Source organism: Microbacterium sp. SGAir0570, assembly GCF_005491085.2.
GTDB classification, from domain to species: Bacteria; Actinomycetota; Actinomycetes; order Actinomycetales; family Microbacteriaceae; genus Microbacterium; species Microbacterium arborescens.
In genome coordinates this window covers 137,770-154,838 of sequence record NZ_CP027929.1, presented here as the reverse complement: position 1 = coordinate 154,838, position 17,069 = coordinate 137,770, and the positions used below count along the sequence as shown (strand labels likewise).

Here is a 17,069-nt window from a genome sequence, read left to right as displayed (position 1 = left end):
CGGCGAGATTGCGCAGGATGCCGCGCCAGGCGTAATGTCGCCCGCCGTGACCACTGACAGTCGCGAACCGGGCGAGGAAACCACGGCTATCGCGAAGCGCATCCTCATCGGCGACCCGCTCGATTCCGAGAAGCTCGACGACCAGCTCCTGCCCAAGCGCCGGGCGCTTCCGATCTTCGCCTCCGACGCCCTGTCGTCGGTCGCCTACGCGCCCCAGGAACTGCTGATGATCCTGGCGATCGGCGGCACGGCGATGCTCGCATTCAGCCCGTGGGTCGCGCTCGCGGTCGTGGCCCTGCTCATCGTCGTCGTGCTGAGCTACCGCCAGCTCATCAAGGCGTACCCGTCGGGCGGCGGCGACTACGAGGTCGCGCGCACGAACCTCGGCGAGAAGGCCGGAGTCGTCGTTGCGGCCGCGCTGCTGGTCGACTACATCCTGACGGTCGCGGTGTCGGTGGCATCCGGTGTCGACAACATCATCTCGGCGTTGCCCGGTCTCGCCCCCTGGCGAGTCGAGTTGGCCGTCGGGTTCGTCGTCCTCATCATCATCGTCAACCTGCGCGGCGTACGCGAAGCGTCGTCGGCGTTCGCCGTGCCGACGTACATCTTCATCGGCTCGGTCGGCGTCATGGTGGCGACCGGACTCATCCGCACGCTGCTCGGCGACGCCCCCGTCGCCTCGAGCGCGCAGTTCGCGATGGAGGCCGAGAGCCTCAGCCAGGTCGCGCTCATCCTCCTGATCCTGCGGGCGTTCTCGAGCGGCTGCTCGGCTCTGACCGGTGTCGAGGCGGTCTCGAACGGAGTGCCGGCCTTCCGCGCGCCGAAGATCGCGAACGCGCAGAAGACCCTCGTCATGATGGGCACGATCGCCATCCTGCTGTTCTCGGGCCTGACGGCGCTCGGCCTCATCGCCGGCGTCCACTACGCGGAGGACCCCTGCGCCCTCGTCGGCTTCGACTGCGTCAACCAGCCGCAGCCGAGCCTCATGGCCCAGATCGCGGCTGCCACCTTCGGCATGGGGTCGATCCCGTTCTTCATCATCCAGGCGGCGACGGCGTGCGTGCTGCTGCTCGCCGCGAACACGGCGTTCAACGGATTCCCGCTGCTGGGCGCCGTGCTCGCCCGCGACGGCTACGCGCCGAAGTCGCTGAACACCCGCGGCGACCGGCTCGTCTTCTCCAACGGCATGATCATCCTGGGGCTCGCCGCGATCCTCGTGCTCGTGGTGTTCCAGGCCGACCTCACGACGCTCATCCAGCTGTACATCATCGGCGTGTTCGTGTCGTTCTCGCTGGGCCAGGTCGGCATGGTCAAGCACTGGCGACGCGAGCTGCGGCTGCTGCATCCGTCGGCGTCGGCCGACCGCGCGGAGGCCCGCCGGGGACTGGTCATCAACGGCATCGGCGCGACCTTCACCGTCGCGGTGCTCGTCATCGTCACCGTGACGAAGTTCACCCACGGCGCCTGGCTGGTGTTCATCGCGATCCCGATCCTGGCGTTCCTCATGGTCGGCGTCAGCCGCTACTACCGCGACGTCGAGCACGAGATCGCGATGGACGACGACGTGCATTACGGCTCGACCGGCGACGTCGCCCTCGTCCTGGTGAACCGCCTGCAGAAGCCGGTCGCGAAGGCCGTCGACTACGCCCTCTCGGCCAAGCACGACAAGACGATCGCCGTGCACGTGGCGGTGTCGAAGGAATCGGCGCAGGAGATCCAGACCGACTGGGAAGTGCACGGGATGCCGGTGCCGCTGGTGATCATCGAGTCGCCCTACCGTCAGTACGCGGCCCCGCTCGCCGCCTTCATCCACAAGTACCGCGAGAAGCACGGCTCATCCGTCGTCACGGTCTACCTGCCGCAGTACATCGTCGGGCACTGGTGGGAGACCTTCCTGCACAACCGACGCGCCCGGCGCATCGCCCAGCAGCTCATGATGGTGCACGGCGTGCAGATCACCCTCGTTCCCTGGCTGCTCGACTCGTCGGAGATCGTCTACGGCCGCCGCTCGCGTCCGATGCCCGGCGACGACCGCGCCGGCCGCGCCTCCGCGACCTACGGCCTGGTGGCCCACACCGAGTCCCCCGACGAGCGCTGAGCCCGCGCCCGGCGCCCGGCGCGCGCGAGAGCGCGCCCTCTCGGCGAGGGCGCACCTTTCACGGTGCCTTCTCGCGGCAGCGGTACGCGCTCGCGCGGCGGATCAGGGAGTCAGGGGGCGAGGAGGAGGCGCTCGCGGCGGGAGAGGAGATCGGCGGTGCGGGCGGATACGGCATCCGCTCGCTGGGCGAGATAGTCGTTCAGCCCGCGCAGGCGCAGATCGAGGTCGGATGCCGCGGCCTGCGCGTCGGCGATGCGCTGACGCACCATGAAGTCGGAGATCACGTTGTCGAACAGCACGTCGAAGACGGCGAGCGACTCCGAGATCTGCACACCCGCGACCGGCGGCGCGTCGATGTCGGCGAGCTCGGTGGCGAGCGTCTCGAGGGCGCGGTTGACGGCCGCGAAAGCACGCGCGGAGCGTCCGATCCGGTCGTGCTTCATCCAGTCGGCGATCATGCCGCCGCCGAAGAACGTGTCGTAGGTCGACCAGCCTCCCGCGGCATCGAGGTCGCGCTGGGCGACGGCGAGCGCCTCCTGCGCCTGGCCGAGAGCGACCTGCGCCTCGGTGATCTCATGCGACTCGGCGCTGAGCTCGCCGGCCTCGGCGTCGAGTCGGGTGAGCTCGGCCGCGGCCTCCCGGCCGGCCACGCGCAGCTCTTCCTCACGCCGTCCGAGAGCAGCGGAGTAGGCGCCGTCCACGTCTCCCAGCGCGGCGATCTCACCCTCGATGCGGGCGAGGTCGGCCCGGGCGTGCGCGAGTCGCTCGGTCGCGCCGTCGACGGCGTGCTCGGCCGCCTGCTGCTCCGCGCGTTCAACGGCGAGCTTGTCGTCGATGTCACCGCGGAGGAGGCCCCACACCTGCACGGGCGAGAAGCGCTCGAGCCGACGGACGTCCGCTGTCTCGACCCGCAGCTTCTGCTGCATCTCGGTGAGCTCGCTCTCGCGTTGCTCGACGAGGCGGCGCGCGGCGTCGGCGCACCCGGCCAGCTGGTCTCGCCGGGTGCGGTCGCGCGCCGCATCGTGCAGTCCGCTCGGGTCGGGAGTCGTGTCGCTCATGCCCCCATCGTGCCAGCGCTCCCCGTCCGGCGCCCCGGCCCTGCCGATGCCCCGGCTCGAGTGCGCACCGGCGCGGCGAGCGCGTACCCCGCACGGTGCGTTCTGGTGGCGGCGGTACGTTCTCGCCGCCAGCCGGCCACCCGCGCCCGAGCTCGGGTCGGTGGGCGGGCGTAGCCTAGACGGGTGAGTTCTTCCGCCGTTCCCGCCGCGTCGCCGCGCGTCAGCCCGCTCGACGCGGTGTCGTTGCGCGCCGACTTCCCGATCCTCTCGGAGCAGGTCAACGGGCACCGGCTCGTGTACCTCGACTCCGCCGCGACGAGCCAGAAGCCCACCGCGGTCCTCGACGCCGAACGCGACTTCCTCACGCACGCCAACTCCGCCGTTCACCGCGGCGCGCACACGCTCGCCGCAGAGGCGACCGATCTCTTCGAGGACGCCCGTGCCGCCGTGGCCCGGTTCGTCGGCGCCAAGCCCGAGCAGCTCGTCTGGACCAGCGGCGCGACGGCCGGCCTCAACCTCGTCGCCTACGCGATCGGCAACGCCACGCTCGGCCGCGGCGCGCCCGCATCCGCACCGTACGCGCTGGCACCCGGCGACGAGATCGTCACGACGGCGATCGAGCACCACGCCAACCTCATCCCCTGGCAGGAGCTCGCCGCCCGCACCGGCGCCGTGCTCCGCCACATCCCGGCGCGTACAGACGGCACGCTCGACCTGGATGCCGCGGCATCCATCATCGGCGAACGCACCCGGATCGTCGCCTTCACCCACGTCTCGAACGTGCTCGGCATCGTCAACCCGGTCGCCGAGATCGTGGCCCTCGCGCAGGCGGTCGGGGCGACGACCGTGCTCGACGCGTGCCAGTCGGCTCCGCACCTGCCGCTCGACCTCCCCGCGCTGGACGTCGACCTCGCCGTCTTCAGCGGCCACAAGATGCTCGGCCCCTACGCGATCGGCGGACTCTACGGCCGCGCCGACGTGCTCGACGCGCTGCCGCCGTTCCTCACCGGCGGGTCGATGATCACGACCGTGACGCTCGACCACGCCGAGTACCTGCCGGCTCCCCAGAGGTTCGAGGCCGGAACGCAGGCCGTCGGACCGGCGATCGGTCTCGCCGCGGCTGTCCGCTACCTGCAGGATGTCGGGCCGGCGAACATCCACGCGCACGAGGTCGCCCTCGCCGAGCGCATGGGCGCGGGCCTCCGCGAGATCCCCGGCGTCCGCCTGCTCGGCGACGCACCGGGAGCCGATCGCGTCGGCCTGTGGTCGTTCGACGTCGCCGGGGTGCACGCCCACGACGCGGGGCAGTTCCTCGACGCGCAGGGCATCGCGGTGCGCGTCGGACACCACTGCGCAGCTCCGCTGCACCGGCAGTTCGGGATGACGGCATCCGTCCGCGCCTCGACGGCGCTGTACAACACAGAGGACGACGTCGACCTGTTCCTCGACGCGGTGCGCGGCATCCGCGGCTTCTTCGGCGTCACCGACCAGGCCGAAGGGGCACACGCATGACCGGGCTCGACTCGCTGTACCAGGAGCTCATCCTCGACCACTCCAAGCACCCGGTCGGCAACCCGCTGCACGACGTCGGCGACGCCGCCCACGCCGACTCGCACCAGAAGAACCCCGTCTGCGGCGACGAGATCACGCTGCGCGTCGCCGTCGACGGCGACCGCATCACCGAGGTCTCGTGGGAGGGCACCGGATGCTCGATCTCGCAGGCCTCGGCGTCGATGCTCGCCTCGCTGGTCGAGGAAGAGGTCGAGGGCGACGGGATGACGCGCGCCGACGCGGCCGCCCTCATCGAGCGGTTCCGTGAGGCGCTGCGCTCGCGAGGCAGCATCCCCCTCGACGAGGAGACCTTCGGCGACGCCGCGGCCCTGTCGGGCGTCTCGAAGTTCTCGGCGCGCGTCAAGTGCGCGATGCTCGCCTGGGTCGCCCTCGAAGACGGTCTCGGGCGGGCCTGAGCCCCGGCCGTCCGGGCAGGCCGCGGGCCGGGCGCCGGTCAGGCCGACGGCCAGGCGACGGATGCCGCGGGCCAGTCCGACCGCTGCAGCTCGGCGAGCGTCTCGCGCTGGCGCTGCACCGACTCGAGCGAGTCCGTGCGGAACGCCGTCGCGATGACGACCTCGCGCCAGTAGTCGTCGCGACCCTGGTACGTGGTGAACGCGCGCGTCGCGAGGGGCTCGAGCAGCGTCCACGCCTCGTCGGCGGTCAGGTAGCCGGCGACGTAGGCGTATCGGACACCGCCGATCGCGCGCTCGATGTCGGCGGCCAGCAGCAGCCGCGGCGGACGTCCCTCGTCGCCACGCGCGAGGTCGTGGATGTCGAAGACCGGCAGATCCGTGAGGGCCGCGATGCGCGACATCATGTGCTCGGCTGCATCGCTCCGCGCGACCTCGGCGAACCGTGTCGAGAGCACGCCGCGGGCGAGCGTGTCGGCGACGAGAAGCTCGGCGTCCGAGCGCGACACGATCTTGAACTGCTCGTCGAGAGCCGCGCGGAGCTGCTGCATGCCCGGCAGCGGCATCGCGAACCACGGCGATCCGTCGACCCCGTCACGGTGCTTGGCGCGCAGCTCCTGCGGCAGCTCCGCGAAGGTCGGCGTGAAGGCGAGCGACGAGTTCCAGCCGCGCATCGCGAAGTCGCTCGCGGCGTCGAGCGCCAGGATCTGCTGCTGCCGCGGCGTCAGCGGGCTGCGCGCCGCAAGGGCGAGGTACTGCCGCTGCGCGTCGCGCGGTGCGCGGGCATCGCGCACCGCGAGGACGATCGAGGCGACGAGCAGGCCCGCGCACATCCCGAGGAAGAGACCGAACAGGTTGTTGCCGAAATCCTCGCTGCCCACCCACACGTACGACAGCACGAAGCCCAGGATGCCGATCGGCACCGCGATCGCCGTCACGGGGAGGGCCCGCTTGCGCATGGCCGTGGGGTCGGCCTTGCGCCGCGCGTCCAGCATCCGCGTGTACCGCCGCCGCGGGCGGACGGGGAACTCCACGTCGCCGGGATGATTCTGCAGGGCGATCACGGGTTCGGTCACCCCATCATTTTGACAGCACCTCCGCCTCGAGGCGGGCGTAGGAGTCTTCCATGCCATCGGCCATGCCGGTGGCGAGCACCGTGTCGCGCGTCTCCTTGTCGGGATACTCGATGAGGAGCGTGAGCAGGGTCGCGCCGTCCTCCTCGTACAGCTGCAGGTCGTTGACGGTACCGGGCCCCTCGACTCCCGACATCCGCTCGGTCGTGACCTCGCGGCGCGGCGCGTCGAGCTGCAGCAGCTCGCCCTCGAAACCGAACGCCGTCTCGGGCGCGCCCTCCTGCTCCCACGCGTAGCGGAACGTCCCGCCCACGTCGGTGGCGGGCTCGGCGACCGTCATGGTCCAGCCGTCGGGGCCCAGCATCCACTTCTTCAGCAGCTCGGTCTCGTGGTGCGCGCGCCAGACGAGCTCGCGCGGGCCGTCGATGAACCGCGTGATGCGCACATGCCTGTCGTCGAGCAGTTCGACGCGCGTGCCCTGCCCCTGCGCGTACGCGCGGAGGTCTTGGACGACCGCGTCGAGCTGACCCATGGCGAGGCGCGAGCCCTCGATGGCGCCCATCGCGATGACCTGCTCGAGGCCCTCGGCCGAGGTGAAGTAGGTGACGTTCGTCAGGCGCGAGCCGGTGTCGGTCGTCTCGAACGAGAACAGCATGCGCATCGCAGGGAACTGCTCCATCGGCTCGCCGTTCTCGTCGGCGAACGCGTCGAGCACCTCGAAGCTGCGGCCCTCGTCGATCGCGATGAACTCCCAGGTTCCGCGCGACTTCTCGCCCTGCGGGCTCGACATGGCGTACTGCGCGCGTCCGCCCGGCGTGAAGTCGAACCGCGTGAAGGTCGCGGGCCAGCCGGGAGGGCCCCAGAAGCGCTCGAGCTGCGCGGGCTGCGTGAACGCGCGCCAGAGGCGGTCGACGGGCGCGGCGACATCCGCCACGAGCGTCATCGTGAGGTTCTCGGCATCGGTGGTGATGTCGGTGACGGGCATCGGATTCTCCTTCGAACGGATGGTGCGCGTGGGGTGGGTGCGGTCTGCGGGTGTGCGGGCTTGCGGTCTGCGGGGTCAGTCTTCGGGCTCGGCGAGCAGCGCGTCGAGCCGGTCGACGCGGGCACGCCAGAGGTCTTCGTAGCGGGCGAGGAGGGCCCGGGCGCGGGCGATCATGGCGGGGTCGGCGCGGACGAGGCGCTCGCGCCCCTCGGCCCGCTTGACGATGAGGCCGGCCGTCTCGAGGACGCCGATGTGCTTCTGCACCGCGGCGAACGACATGTCGTAGTCGGCAGCGAGCGCCGACACCGACTGCTCGTGCTCGATCGTGCGGCGGAGGATGTCGCGACGCGTCGCCGTCGCGAGCGCGTGGAAGAGGCGGTCGATGTCGTCATCGCTCAGCTCGCTCCGCTCACTCGGTCGGGGTTCGTTTCGTGCAACCATTTGGTTGTACGTTAGGACTCGGCGTGGGTGGTGTCAATGCCCTCGGCGGAAGGGACTTCGGAGATCGGCGCAAAACTCGGACCGGGACGCCGCATACCTCCGAATCTCGCGTCATTCTCCGACGTTTGGCGGGATGCAGACGCGGTGGCGCCTTCGCGCTCGGCTAGCGCGAAGCACAGGCGACGCACATCGTCGCGTGAGGGCGCACCTCGAGGCGCTCGACCGGGATGTCGCGCCCGCAGCTCGCGCACACGCCATAGGTGCCCGCGGCGACGCGGGCGAGGGAAGCCTCGACCTCGACGAGCTCGGCCCGTGCAGCGCGGCGCAGAGCCTCGACGCGCTGCCACTCCCCCGACAGCGTCGAGCCCTCGGGGTCGTGCTCATCGTCGGCAGTGGCGTCGGCGCGGTCGTGACGGAGGCTGTCGTCGTCGGCATCGAGCCGGTCGAGCTGCACGGTGAGCTCGCGCTTGCGCTCGTGCAGCCGCGCTTCCGGGTCCATCCCGCGACCCTACGCCCGCAGGAGGTCGTCGCGGCGACGCGGCTCGCGCCACCTGTCTCTCACGACGACACCGGCCAGGATGACGGTGACGGCGAGCGCATGGAGGGCGATGATCGACGGCCCGTAACTCGGCCCGACGAATACCGACTCCCCGGCGGGGGCCGTGTAGCGGCATCCGACGCCGAGGGGGAAGAGCTGCCAGGCGCCGTGGGCCGCGACGGATTCGGGCACCACGGATAGGTCGAACACCGGGCGGTTGCCCACGGCGTGCGCGCAGGCGCCGCTCGGCCCGTCGTTGATGCCGGCGGGCATCGCTGCCAGCAGGGCTGCAGCCCACAGCACCGCGGCGACGAAGGCGAACGACAGCTTCAGCGCGCGGGTGCCGGTCCGTGACGTCATCCGCGAACCTTACCGAGGGGCCCGCCCGGTGCGCTTCGGCCACGCGAGTCGCTACGTCAAGCCGGTGACATCGGCGGCCGGATCGGCGCACGCTGGGGGTGGAAGGGAGTAACGACATGACCGAACACCACGACAACGAGGCCGAGCACGCCGACGAGGGCGCCCAGCACGCCCCCGACGAGAACCCCTCGACGGAGGAGCTCGAAGAGCCCAGCGTCGCGAAGGAGCCGGGCGAAGAGCCCAAGGCGCCGGAGCAGAAGGACGAGGAGCCGAGCCACCACGCCGTCGGCATCGGGGTCATCGACGACGAGTCCTCGCCCCTCGCGCCCTGACCCCGCCCCCTGACCCGGCCGTGAGGCGGGGCATGGCGATACATCCGCGGACCGGTGGTGCGGGTGTCGTCTCGGCGCAGGTGCGAGGCGACACCAGCACCGGACATCCGACGGATGTATCGCCACGCAGACCGTGAGGGCGGCGTGAGGAGCGGGCGCGAGGCCGTATGGATTCCGTGAGGACCGCGGGAGCGGCATTCGGCGGGGTGTTGCATCGGATCTCGTGCTCGACCTCATCTATCTCGCCGCGATCCTCGCGCTCTTCGCCGTCGCCGGCCTCATCGCCCGGGGGGTCGAGAAGCTGTGACGGTCTTCTCGCTCCTCGCGGCGGTGCTGGCCGTCGCCGCCATCGTCTACCTCGTCGTCGCCCTCGTGCGGCCCGAACGGTTCTGACGTGGATGCCGCGCAGATCGGGTTCGCGTCGCTGCAGATCGCGACCCTCGTCCTCATCCTCGTCGTGCTGTACCGGCCCGTCGGCGACTACATCGCCCGCGTCTACACCTCGCCGCGCGACCTCGCCGTCGAGCGGGGCGTCTACCGCCTGATCGGCGTCGACCCGCGCGCCGAGCAGACATGGCCGGCCTACGCCCGCGGTGTGCTGCTGTTCTCGCTCGTCGGCGTCGTGATCGTCTACGGGCTGCAGCGCCTCCAGCCGCTCCTCCCGTTCAGCCTGGGCCTTCCCGCACCGAGCGAGCACCTCGCGTTCAACACCGCCATCTCGTTCGTGGCCAACACGAACTGGCAGTCGTACTCGCCCGACACGACGCTCGGCTACACCGTGCAGTTCGCGGGCCTGGCCGTGCAGAACTTCGTCTCGGCTGCGGTCGGCATGGCCGTGGCCATCGCCCTCGTCCGCGGCTTCGCGTATCGCCGCTCCGGCACGATCGGCAACTTCTGGGTCGACCTCGTGCGCGGGCTCGGCCGCATCCTCCTCCCGATGGCGATCGTCGCGGCCGTCGTGCTGCTCGCGGGCGGCGTGATCCAGAACTTCGCCGGCTTCTCCGACGTGCAGACGATCGCCGGCGGGGCGCAGTCGATCCCGGGCGGACCTGTCGCCAGCCAGGAGGCCATCAAGCTGCTCGGCACGAACGGCGGCGGGTTCTTCAACGCGAACTCCGCGCACCCGTTCGAGAACCCGACGCCGTGGACGAACCTGTTCGAGATCCTGCTGCTCCTGGTCATCCCGTTCGCGATGCCGCGCGCCTTCGGCCGCATCGTCGGCGACGACCGCCAGGGCTACGCGATCGTCGCCGTCATGGGCGGGATCTTCCTCGCCTCGATCGCCCTCGGCTCGTGGGCGGAGGCGTCGGGCGGGGGCACGGCGACGCAGCTCGCCGGCGCCGCGATGGAGGGCAAGGAGACCCGTTTCGGCGTCGCCGCGTCGGCCCTGTTCGGCGGCGCGTCGACCCTCACCTCGACCGGCGCGGTCAACGCGATGCACGACAGCTTCACGCCGCTCGGCGGCATGATGCCGATGCTCAACATGATGCTCGGCGAGATCGCCCCCGGCGGTGTCGGCTCAGGGCTGTACGGGATGCTGGTGCTCGCCATCCTCGCCGTCTTCGTCGGCGGCCTGCTGATCGGACGCACGCCCGAATATCTCGGCAAGAAGATCGGGCCCCGCGAGATCAAGCTCGCGAGTCTGTACATCCTCGTGACGCCGACGCTCGTGCTCGCCGGAACGGCGCTGAGCTTCGCGATCCCGGCCGTCCGCGCCGACGTCGAGAGCACCTCGATCTGGAACCCGGGCGTCCACGGCCTGAGCGAAGTGCTCTACGCGTTCACCTCCGCGGCGAACAACAACGGCTCGGCCTTCGCCGGCCTCACCGCCAACACCCCGTGGCTCAACACGGCGCTCGGCGTCGCGATGCTGCTCGGCCGGTTCATCCCGATCGTGCTCGTGCTCGCCCTCGCCGGATCGCTCGCCGCACAAGACACGGTGCCGTCGAGCGCCGGCACGCTCCCGACACACCGCCCGCAGTTCGCGGGCCTGCTCGCCGGCGTCGTCGTGATCATCACCGCGCTCACCTACTTCCCGGTCCTCACCCTGGGCCCCCTCGCCGAAGGACTCTCCTGATGTCTGCCCCTCTGACCGAAACCCGGCCCTCATCCGGCCCGTCGTCCTCCGAGCCGGACGCCAGCCCGGCACGGCGCCGCCGCAGCGCGTTCAGCCTCGATCAGGTCGGCGCCGCCCTCCCCGGCGCGCTGCGCAAGCTCAACCCCGCCGCCCAGTGGCGGAACCCCGTCATGTTCCTCGTCTGGGTCGGCGCCTCCCTCACGACGGCGATCGCGATCGCGGAGCCGTTCCTCGGCGGACCCGAGACCTCGGGCGGCACGACCGTCCCGGCCGGATTCACGTGGGGCATCGCGGTGTGGCTCTGGCTCACCGTGTTCTTCGCGAACGTGGCAGAGTCCGTCGCCGAGGGCCGCGGCAAGGCGCAGGCGCAGGCGCTGCGCAAGACCCGCACGACGACGACCGCGCGCCGCGTCGTCTCGTACGACGAGCGGACGGATGCCGCGGCCCGCGGCGCCGCGACCGAGGAGGTGCCCTCGGCCGACCTGCGGCTCGGGGATGTCGTGCTCGTCGAGGCGGGCGAACTGATCCCCGGCGACGGCGACATCGTCGACGGCATCGCGACGGTCGACGAGTCGGCGATCACCGGCGAATCGGCTCCCGTCGTCCGCGAGTCGGGCGGCGACCGGAGCGCCGTCACCGGCGGCACCCGGGTGCTCTCCGACCGCATTGTCGTGCGGATCACCTCGAAGCCCGGCGAGACCTTCGTCGACCGGATGATCGCCCTCGTCGAGGGCGCCGCGCGGCAGCGCACACCGAACGAGATCGCCCTCAACATCCTGCTCGCGAGCCTGTCGATCGTCTTCGTCGTGGTCGTGCTGGCGATGAACCCGATCGCGTCGTACAGCGCCTCGCCCGTCAGCATCCCGGTGCTCGTCGCGCTGCTCGTCTGCCTGATCCCGACCACGATCGGCGCTCTGCTGTCTGCCATCGGCATCGCGGGCATGGACCGTCTCGTGCAGCGGAACGTCCTGGCGATGTCGGGACGCGCGGTCGAGGCGGCCGGGGATGTGACGACGCTCCTGCTCGACAAGACCGGCACGATCACCTACGGCAACCGTCGCGCATCGGAGTTCGTCGCGATGACCGGCGTCGACGGCGCCGAGCTCGCCCGCGCGGCATCCCTCTCGTCGCTGTCCGACCCGACGCCCGAGGGCACCTCGGTGGTCGAGCTCGCGGCCTCGCAGCACGTGGTGGCCGAGCTGCCGCGCGATGCGGTGGCCGTGGCCTTCACGGCGCAGACCCGCATGAGCGGCGTCGACCTGCCGGGCGGCACGCAGGTGCGCAAGGGCGCGTCGGGGTCGGTGCTCGCCTGGCTCGACGCCTCGGCGCGGCCGGTCTCGCCCGAGGCCCGCGCCGAGCTGCTCCACCACGCCGACGCGATCGCGCAGTCCGGCGGCACGCCGCTCGCCGTCGCGACCCTCGACCCATCCGGCACCGGAACACTGCTCGGCGTCATCCACCTGAAGGACGTCGTCAAGGACGGCCTGCGCGAGCGCTTCGACGAGCTGCGCTCGATGGGCATCCGCACCGTCATGATCACGGGCGACAACCCGCTGACCGCCGCCGCGATCGCGAGAGAGGCGGGCGTGGACGACTTCCTCGCCGAGGCGACGCCCGAAGACAAGCTCGCCCTCATCCGCAAGGAGCAGGAGGGCGGTCACCTCGTCGCGATGACCGGCGACGGCACGAACGACGCCCCCGCCCTCGCGCAGGCCGACGTCGGCGTGGCGATGAACACGGGCACGTCGGCGGCGAAGGAGGCCGGCAACATGGTCGACCTCGACTCGGACCCGACGAAGCTCATCGACATCGTCCGTATCGGCAAGCAGCTGCTCATCACGCGCGGCGCCCTCACGACGTTCTCGCTCGCGAACGACATCGCCAAGTACTTCGCGATCATCCCGGCGATGTTCATGGGCGTCTTCCCGGGGCTCGCCGCGCTCAACATCATGCAGCTGTCGTCGCCGGCATCCGCCGTCACGAGCGCGATCGTGTTCAACGCGATCGTCATCATCGTGCTCATCCCGCTGGCGCTGCGCGGCGTGAAGTACCGCGCGGCCAGCGCCTCGTCGATCCTCAGCCGCAACCTCGTCGTGTACGGGCTCGGCGGCGTCATCGCCCCGTTCGTCGGCATCAAGCTGATCGACCTCGTCGTCAGCCTCATCCCGGGCTTCTGAGCCCCCTCCTGGAGACCTGTCATGTCCACCGCCCGCGCCTCGCTGCGCACCTCCGCCGTCGCCGTCCGCGCGATGGTCGTCCTCACCCTCGTCCTCGGGGTCGGCTACACCCTGCTCATCTCGCTGATCGGCCTCGCGCTGCCGGCGCAGGCGAACGGATCGCTGCTGCGCGACGCCGAGGGCCAGGTCGTCGGCTCGTCGCTCATCGGCCAGTCGTTCACGGATGCCGACGGCGAAGCGCTGCCGCAGTACTTCCAGTCACGCCCCTCGGCGGCCGGCGACGGCTACGACGCGGCCGCCTCGAGCGGTTCGAATCTCGGCCCGAACAACGCCGACCTCGTCGCAGCCATCGAGGAGCGGCGCACGGCGATCGCCGACCGCGAGGGCGTGGCCGTCTCGGACGTGCCGCCGGATGCCGTCACCGCCTCGGCGTCGGGCCTCGACCCGCACATCTCGCCGGCGTACGCCGAGCTGCAGGTCGCCCGCGTCGCGGCCGAGCGCGGGCTGTCGGATGCCGAGGTGCGCGACCTCGTTGCGGAGCACACGGCCGGCCGTGATCTCGGGTTCCTCGGCGAGCCGCGGGTGAACGTCGTCGAGCTGAACGCGGCGCTGGACGGCCTCGCGCGATGAGCTTCCTCCCGGGCACGGGTGCAAGGGATGCGGGGCGGCGCGCCGGGCAACAGCGCCCTTCGGCGGGGTGTCGGGCCGGATCCCTTGCATCGCGGCCCGCAGGAGCGGGTCGAGCCGGGCGCGGGGAGAACTAGGGTGATGCCGTGAAGCGGGGACGGCTGCGGGTGCTGCTGGGAGCGGCGCCGGGCGTGGGCAAGACCTACGAGATGCTCGAGGAGGGCCGCCGGCTGCAGGATGCCGGGGTCGACGTCGTCGTCGCGATCGTCGAGACCCACGGACGCGCCGCGACCGCCGCGATGATCGCGGGCCTGCCGATCGTTGCGCGCCGCCGCATCGAGCACCGGGGCGTCACGCTCGACGAGATGGACCTCGACGCCGTGCTCGCCCGGGCCCCGCGCGTCGCGCTCGTCGATGAGCTCGCCCACACCAACGTCGGCGGATCGCGCAACGAGAAGCGCTGGCAGGACGTCGAGGAGCTCCGGGATGCCGGCATCGACGTCATCACGACCGTCAACGTCCAGCACATCGAGTCGCTGGGCGACGTCGTCGAGCAGATCACCGGCGTCGCGCAGCGCGAGACGGTGCCGGATGCCGTCGTGCGCTCGGCCGACCCGATCGAGCTCGTCGACCTCGCGCCGCCGTCACTGCGCGACCGCCTCGCCGCCGGCCTCGTCTACCCCGCCGAGCGCATCGACGCCGCCCTGTCGAACTACTTCCGGCTCGGCAATCTGACGGCGCTGCGGGAGCTCGCGCTGCTGTGGCTCGCCGACGAGGTCGACAGCGCTCTGCAGGACTACCGGGCCGAGCACGGCATCCGGGGCACCTGGCAGGCGCGCGAGCGCGTCGTGGTCGCGCTGACCGGCGGCCCCGAGGGCGAGACGCTGATCCGCCGCGGGGCCCGCATCGTCGACCGGTCGGCCGGCGGCGAGCTCCTGGCCGTCCACGTGTCGGGTCAGGACGGGCTGCGCACCGCCGACCCCGCCGCCCTCGCCGCCCAGCGGGCCCTCGTCGAGTCGCTCGGTGGCAGCTATCACCAGGTCGTCGGTGACGACATCCCCGCCGCCCTCGTCGAGTTCGCGCGGTCGGTCAACGCGTCGCAGCTCGTCGTCGGCGTCAGCCGTCGCGGCCGGCTCGCTGCGGCCCTCAGCGGCCCGGGCATCGGCGCCACCGTCATCCGCGAGTCGGGCGATATCGACGTGCACGTCGTGACGCATGCGGCCGCCGGCGGCCGCTTCACCCTGCCCCGTGTCGCCGGCGGAGCGCTCAGCGTGCGGCGCCGGATCCTCGGTTTCGTCGTGGCGCTCACCGGCGGGCCGCTGCTCACCTGGCTGCTCGTCGCACTGCGGAGCCCCGAGTCGATCACGAGCGATGTGCTCGCGTATCAGCTGCTCGTGGTGGTGGTCGCGCTCGTCGGCGGCCTGTGGCCGGCGGTCTTCGCGGCGGTGATGTCGGGGGTGACGCTCGACTTCTTCTTCGTGGCGCCGCTGTACACCGTGACGGTCTCCGATCCGCTGCACGCGTGGGCGCTGATCCTGTACGTCGTCATCGCGCTCCTCGTGAGCGTCATCGTCGACCGCGCGGCCCGGGGCACGCGCGCGGCCCGGCGGGCGGCGGCCGAGGCCGAGCTGCTCGCGGCGGTCGCGGGCAGCGTGCTGCGGGGCGACGGCTCGATCCCGGCTCTCGTCGCGCGGGCGCGCGAGGCCTTCGGGATGTCGGGCGCCCGCCTGGTCGCGTCGGACGGAACCGTCGTCGCCGCCGACGGCGAGCCCGTGCGCGACGACCGCCACCTGCGCGTCGACGTCGGACCCCAGGCCGTGCTCGAACTCCACGGCAGCGAGTCGGAGCAGCTCGACGGCTCGGAACGCCGACTGCTGGATGTCGTCGTCGCGCAGCTCGCCGCCGCCCTCGAACAGGCCGACCTGCAGCGGGCGGCGAGCTCGGCGTCGGTGCTCGCCGAGACCGACCGGGTGCGCAGCGCCCTGCTCTCGGCGGCGAGCCATGACCTGCGGCGCCCTCTGGCCGCTGCCGTCGCAGCGCTCGGCGGGCTGCGGGCTACGGGACCCGCGCTCGACGACTCCGACCGCGACGAGCTGCTCGCGACCGCCGACGAGAGCCTCGGCACGCTGACCTCGCTCGTGACCGACCTGCTCGACGTGAGCCGCATCGAGGCGGGTGCTCTCGCGGTCGCCCTGCGGCCGGTCGACACCGCCGAGGCCGTGCTCGCCGCCGTCGACGAACTCGGCCTGGGGCCCGGCGCGGTCGAGCTGGCGATGGATGAGGCGATCGAGCCCGTGCTGGCCGACCCTGTGCTGTTGCAGCGCGTGCTGGTGAACGTGCTCGCCAACGCCCACCGCCACTCGCCGCCCGGAACGCCGGTGCGCATCAGCACGAGCTCACTCGGCGAGCGGGCGCAGATCCGCGTGATCGACCACGGACCCGGGATCCCGGTCGAACGCCACGGCGACGTGTTCGCGCCCTTCCAGCGGCTGGGCGACACCGACAACACGACCGGGCTCGGATTGGGGCTCGCGCTATCGAAGGGCTTCACCGAGGGGATGCAGGGTCAGCTCGTCCCCGAGCAGACCCCCGGCGGCGGCCTCACCATGGTGATCGAACTGCCCCTGGCATCGTCGGCGGCACCAGAGGGCAGGATCGAGGGGTGAAAGTCCTTCTCGCCGACGACGACCCGCAGCTCGTGCGGGCGCTGCGCATCACGCTCGCGGCCCACGGGTACGACGTCGTCGCGGCGGGTGACGGGGCCGCCGCGATCGCCGCGGCCGCATCGGAGCACCCCGACGTCGTGGTCCTCGATCTGGGGATGCCGCGCCTCGACGGCGTCGCCGTGATCGAGGCCGTGCGGGGATGGAGCGCCGTGCCGATCATCGTCGTCTCGGGGCGCACCGGGTCGGCCGACAAGGTGGCGGCGCTCGACGCCGGCGCTGACGACTACGTCACCAAGCCGTTCCAGATCGACGAGCTGCTCGCGAGGCTGCGCGCGCTGACCCGGCGGGCCGGCGGTGCGGCATCCGTCGCCGTCGTGCGGTTCGCCGATGTCGAGATCGACCGGGCCGCCAAGACCGTCACGCGCGGCGGCGAGCGCGTGCACCTCACGCCGACCGAGTGGCGGATGCTCGACTTCCTCGCGCGGAGCCCCGGGGCGCTCGTGACCCGGCAGGACCTGCTGAAGGAGCTGTGGGGCACCGAGCAGGTCAACGACACCGGGTACCTGCGTCTCTACGTCTCGCAGCTGCGGAAGAAGCTCGAGGCCGATCCCGCGCATCCCGAGCACCTGCTGACGGAGTCGGGCATGGGGTACCGGCTCATCGTCGACTGACC

At 71.7% G+C, this 17,069-nt stretch carries 16 protein-coding genes; 10 read left to right on the top strand and 6 right to left on the bottom strand.

What is annotated here, in order from left to right; genetic code table 11:
- Positions 1-34 precede the first annotated feature (34 nt).
- A complete protein-coding gene (locus C1N74_RS00760; RefSeq protein WP_137749761.1) occupies positions 35-2,098 on the top strand; it encodes an APC family permease in 2,064 nt (687 codons plus the stop codon).
- Between the two features lie 110 nt (positions 2,099-2,208).
- Here the strand turns inward: C1N74_RS00760 and C1N74_RS00755 are convergent, their stop codons facing one another.
- Positions 2,209-3,156: a hypothetical protein gene (locus tag C1N74_RS00755; protein ID WP_137749760.1), complete on the bottom strand. Its 948-nt coding sequence runs from the start codon at positions 3,154-3,156 to the stop codon at positions 2,209-2,211.
- A gap of 183 nt (positions 3,157-3,339) precedes the next feature.
- On the opposite strand from C1N74_RS00755, the gene C1N74_RS00750 reads away from it, so the two are divergent.
- Positions 3,340-4,668 (top strand): SufS family cysteine desulfurase, encoded by a 1,329-nt coding sequence (locus C1N74_RS00750; RefSeq protein ID WP_137749759.1) that lies wholly within the window; start codon positions 3,340-3,342, stop codon positions 4,666-4,668.
- Positions 4,665-5,123: a Fe-S cluster assembly sulfur transfer protein SufU gene (sufU, locus tag C1N74_RS00745; protein WP_023953189.1), complete on the top strand. Its 459-nt coding sequence runs from the start codon at positions 4,665-4,667 to the stop codon at positions 5,121-5,123. The genes C1N74_RS00750 and sufU overlap by 4 nt, the downstream gene beginning before the upstream one ends.
- A 38-nt stretch (positions 5,124-5,161) precedes the next feature.
- Here the strand turns inward: sufU and C1N74_RS00740 are convergent, their stop codons facing one another.
- From C1N74_RS00740 to C1N74_RS00720, 5 genes are all read right to left on the bottom strand, one after another.
- Positions 5,162-6,196 carry a DUF1266 domain-containing protein gene (locus tag C1N74_RS00740; protein WP_240482580.1) on the bottom strand — a complete coding sequence of 345 codons (1,035 nt, stop codon included), beginning with the start codon at positions 6,194-6,196 and terminating at the stop codon, positions 5,162-5,164.
- A gap of 4 nt (positions 6,197-6,200) precedes the next feature.
- A complete protein-coding gene (locus tag C1N74_RS00735; RefSeq protein WP_137749758.1) occupies positions 6,201-7,178 on the bottom strand; it encodes an SRPBCC family protein in 978 nt (325 codons plus the stop codon).
- Between the two features lie 75 nt (positions 7,179-7,253).
- Positions 7,254-7,619: a helix-turn-helix transcriptional regulator gene (locus C1N74_RS00730; protein ID WP_137749757.1), complete on the bottom strand. Its 366-nt coding sequence runs from the start codon at positions 7,617-7,619 to the stop codon at positions 7,254-7,256.
- A 163-nt stretch (positions 7,620-7,782) separates the two neighbouring features.
- A complete protein-coding gene (locus C1N74_RS00725) occupies positions 7,783-8,118 on the bottom strand; it encodes a TraR/DksA C4-type zinc finger protein (protein ID WP_023953213.1) in 336 nt (111 codons plus the stop codon).
- A gap of 9 nt (positions 8,119-8,127) precedes the next feature.
- Entirely contained in the window at positions 8,128-8,517 is a 390-nt protein-coding gene (locus C1N74_RS00720) for a hypothetical protein (RefSeq protein WP_137749756.1), read from the bottom strand.
- 116 nt (positions 8,518-8,633) lie between these two features.
- Here C1N74_RS00720 and C1N74_RS00715 point away from each other — a divergent pair, with 116 nt between their 5' ends.
- From C1N74_RS00715 to C1N74_RS00685, 7 genes are all read left to right on the top strand, one after another.
- Positions 8,634-8,849: a hypothetical protein gene (locus C1N74_RS00715; protein WP_064955214.1), complete on the top strand. Its 216-nt coding sequence runs from the start codon at positions 8,634-8,636 to the stop codon at positions 8,847-8,849.
- A 303-nt stretch (positions 8,850-9,152) separates the two neighbouring features.
- The gene (kdpF, locus tag C1N74_RS00710; protein WP_071918756.1) at positions 9,153-9,242 is read left to right on the top strand and encodes a K(+)-transporting ATPase subunit F; all 90 of its coding nucleotides are present in this window, start codon (positions 9,153-9,155) and stop codon (positions 9,240-9,242) included.
- Position 9,243: 1 nt separating this feature from the next.
- Entirely contained in the window at positions 9,244-10,926 is a 1,683-nt protein-coding gene (kdpA, locus tag C1N74_RS00705) for a potassium-transporting ATPase subunit KdpA (protein ID WP_137749755.1), read from the top strand.
- Positions 10,926-13,103: a potassium-transporting ATPase subunit KdpB gene (gene kdpB, locus C1N74_RS00700; protein ID WP_137749754.1), complete on the top strand. Its 2,178-nt coding sequence runs from the start codon at positions 10,926-10,928 to the stop codon at positions 13,101-13,103. The genes kdpA and kdpB overlap by 1 nt, the downstream gene beginning before the upstream one ends.
- A 21-nt stretch (positions 13,104-13,124) precedes the next feature.
- Positions 13,125-13,733 (top strand): potassium-transporting ATPase subunit KdpC, encoded by a 609-nt coding sequence (gene kdpC / locus C1N74_RS00695; protein WP_023953222.1) that lies wholly within the window; start codon positions 13,125-13,127, stop codon positions 13,731-13,733.
- A 143-nt stretch (positions 13,734-13,876) separates the two neighbouring features.
- Entirely contained in the window at positions 13,877-16,396 is a 2,520-nt protein-coding gene (locus tag C1N74_RS00690) for an ATP-binding protein (protein WP_137749753.1), read from the top strand.
- A complete protein-coding gene (locus tag C1N74_RS00685) occupies positions 16,393-17,067 on the top strand; it encodes a response regulator (RefSeq protein ID WP_137749752.1) in 675 nt (224 codons plus the stop codon). The genes C1N74_RS00690 and C1N74_RS00685 overlap by 4 nt, the downstream gene beginning before the upstream one ends.
- Positions 17,068-17,069: the final 2 nt, after the last annotated feature.

Excerpts from the sequence above, each read along its gene's own strand:
- C1N74_RS00760 (WP_137749761.1), top strand. The coding sequence starts at position 35 with ATGTCGCCCGCCGTGACCACTGACAGTCGCGAACCGGGCGAGGAAACC.
- C1N74_RS00755 (WP_137749760.1), bottom strand. The coding sequence starts at position 3,156 with ATGAGCGACACGACTCCCGACCCGAGCGGACTGCACGATGCGGCGCGC.
- sufU (WP_023953189.1), top strand. The coding sequence starts at position 4,665 with ATGACCGGGCTCGACTCGCTGTACCAGGAGCTCATCCTCGACCACTCC.
- C1N74_RS00735 (WP_137749758.1), bottom strand. The coding sequence starts at position 7,178 with ATGCCCGTCACCGACATCACCACCGATGCCGAGAACCTCACGATGACG.
- C1N74_RS00730 (WP_137749757.1), bottom strand. The coding sequence starts at position 7,619 with ATGGTTGCACGAAACGAACCCCGACCGAGTGAGCGGAGCGAGCTGAGC.
- C1N74_RS00725 (WP_023953213.1), bottom strand. The coding sequence starts at position 8,118 with ATGGACCCGGAAGCGCGGCTGCACGAGCGCAAGCGCGAGCTCACCGTG.
- C1N74_RS00720 (WP_137749756.1), bottom strand. The coding sequence starts at position 8,517 with ATGACGTCACGGACCGGCACCCGCGCGCTGAAGCTGTCGTTCGCCTTC.
- C1N74_RS00715 (WP_064955214.1), top strand. The coding sequence starts at position 8,634 with ATGACCGAACACCACGACAACGAGGCCGAGCACGCCGACGAGGGCGCC.
- kdpB (WP_137749754.1), top strand. The coding sequence starts at position 10,926 with ATGTCTGCCCCTCTGACCGAAACCCGGCCCTCATCCGGCCCGTCGTCC.
- kdpC (WP_023953222.1), top strand. The coding sequence starts at position 13,125 with ATGTCCACCGCCCGCGCCTCGCTGCGCACCTCCGCCGTCGCCGTCCGC.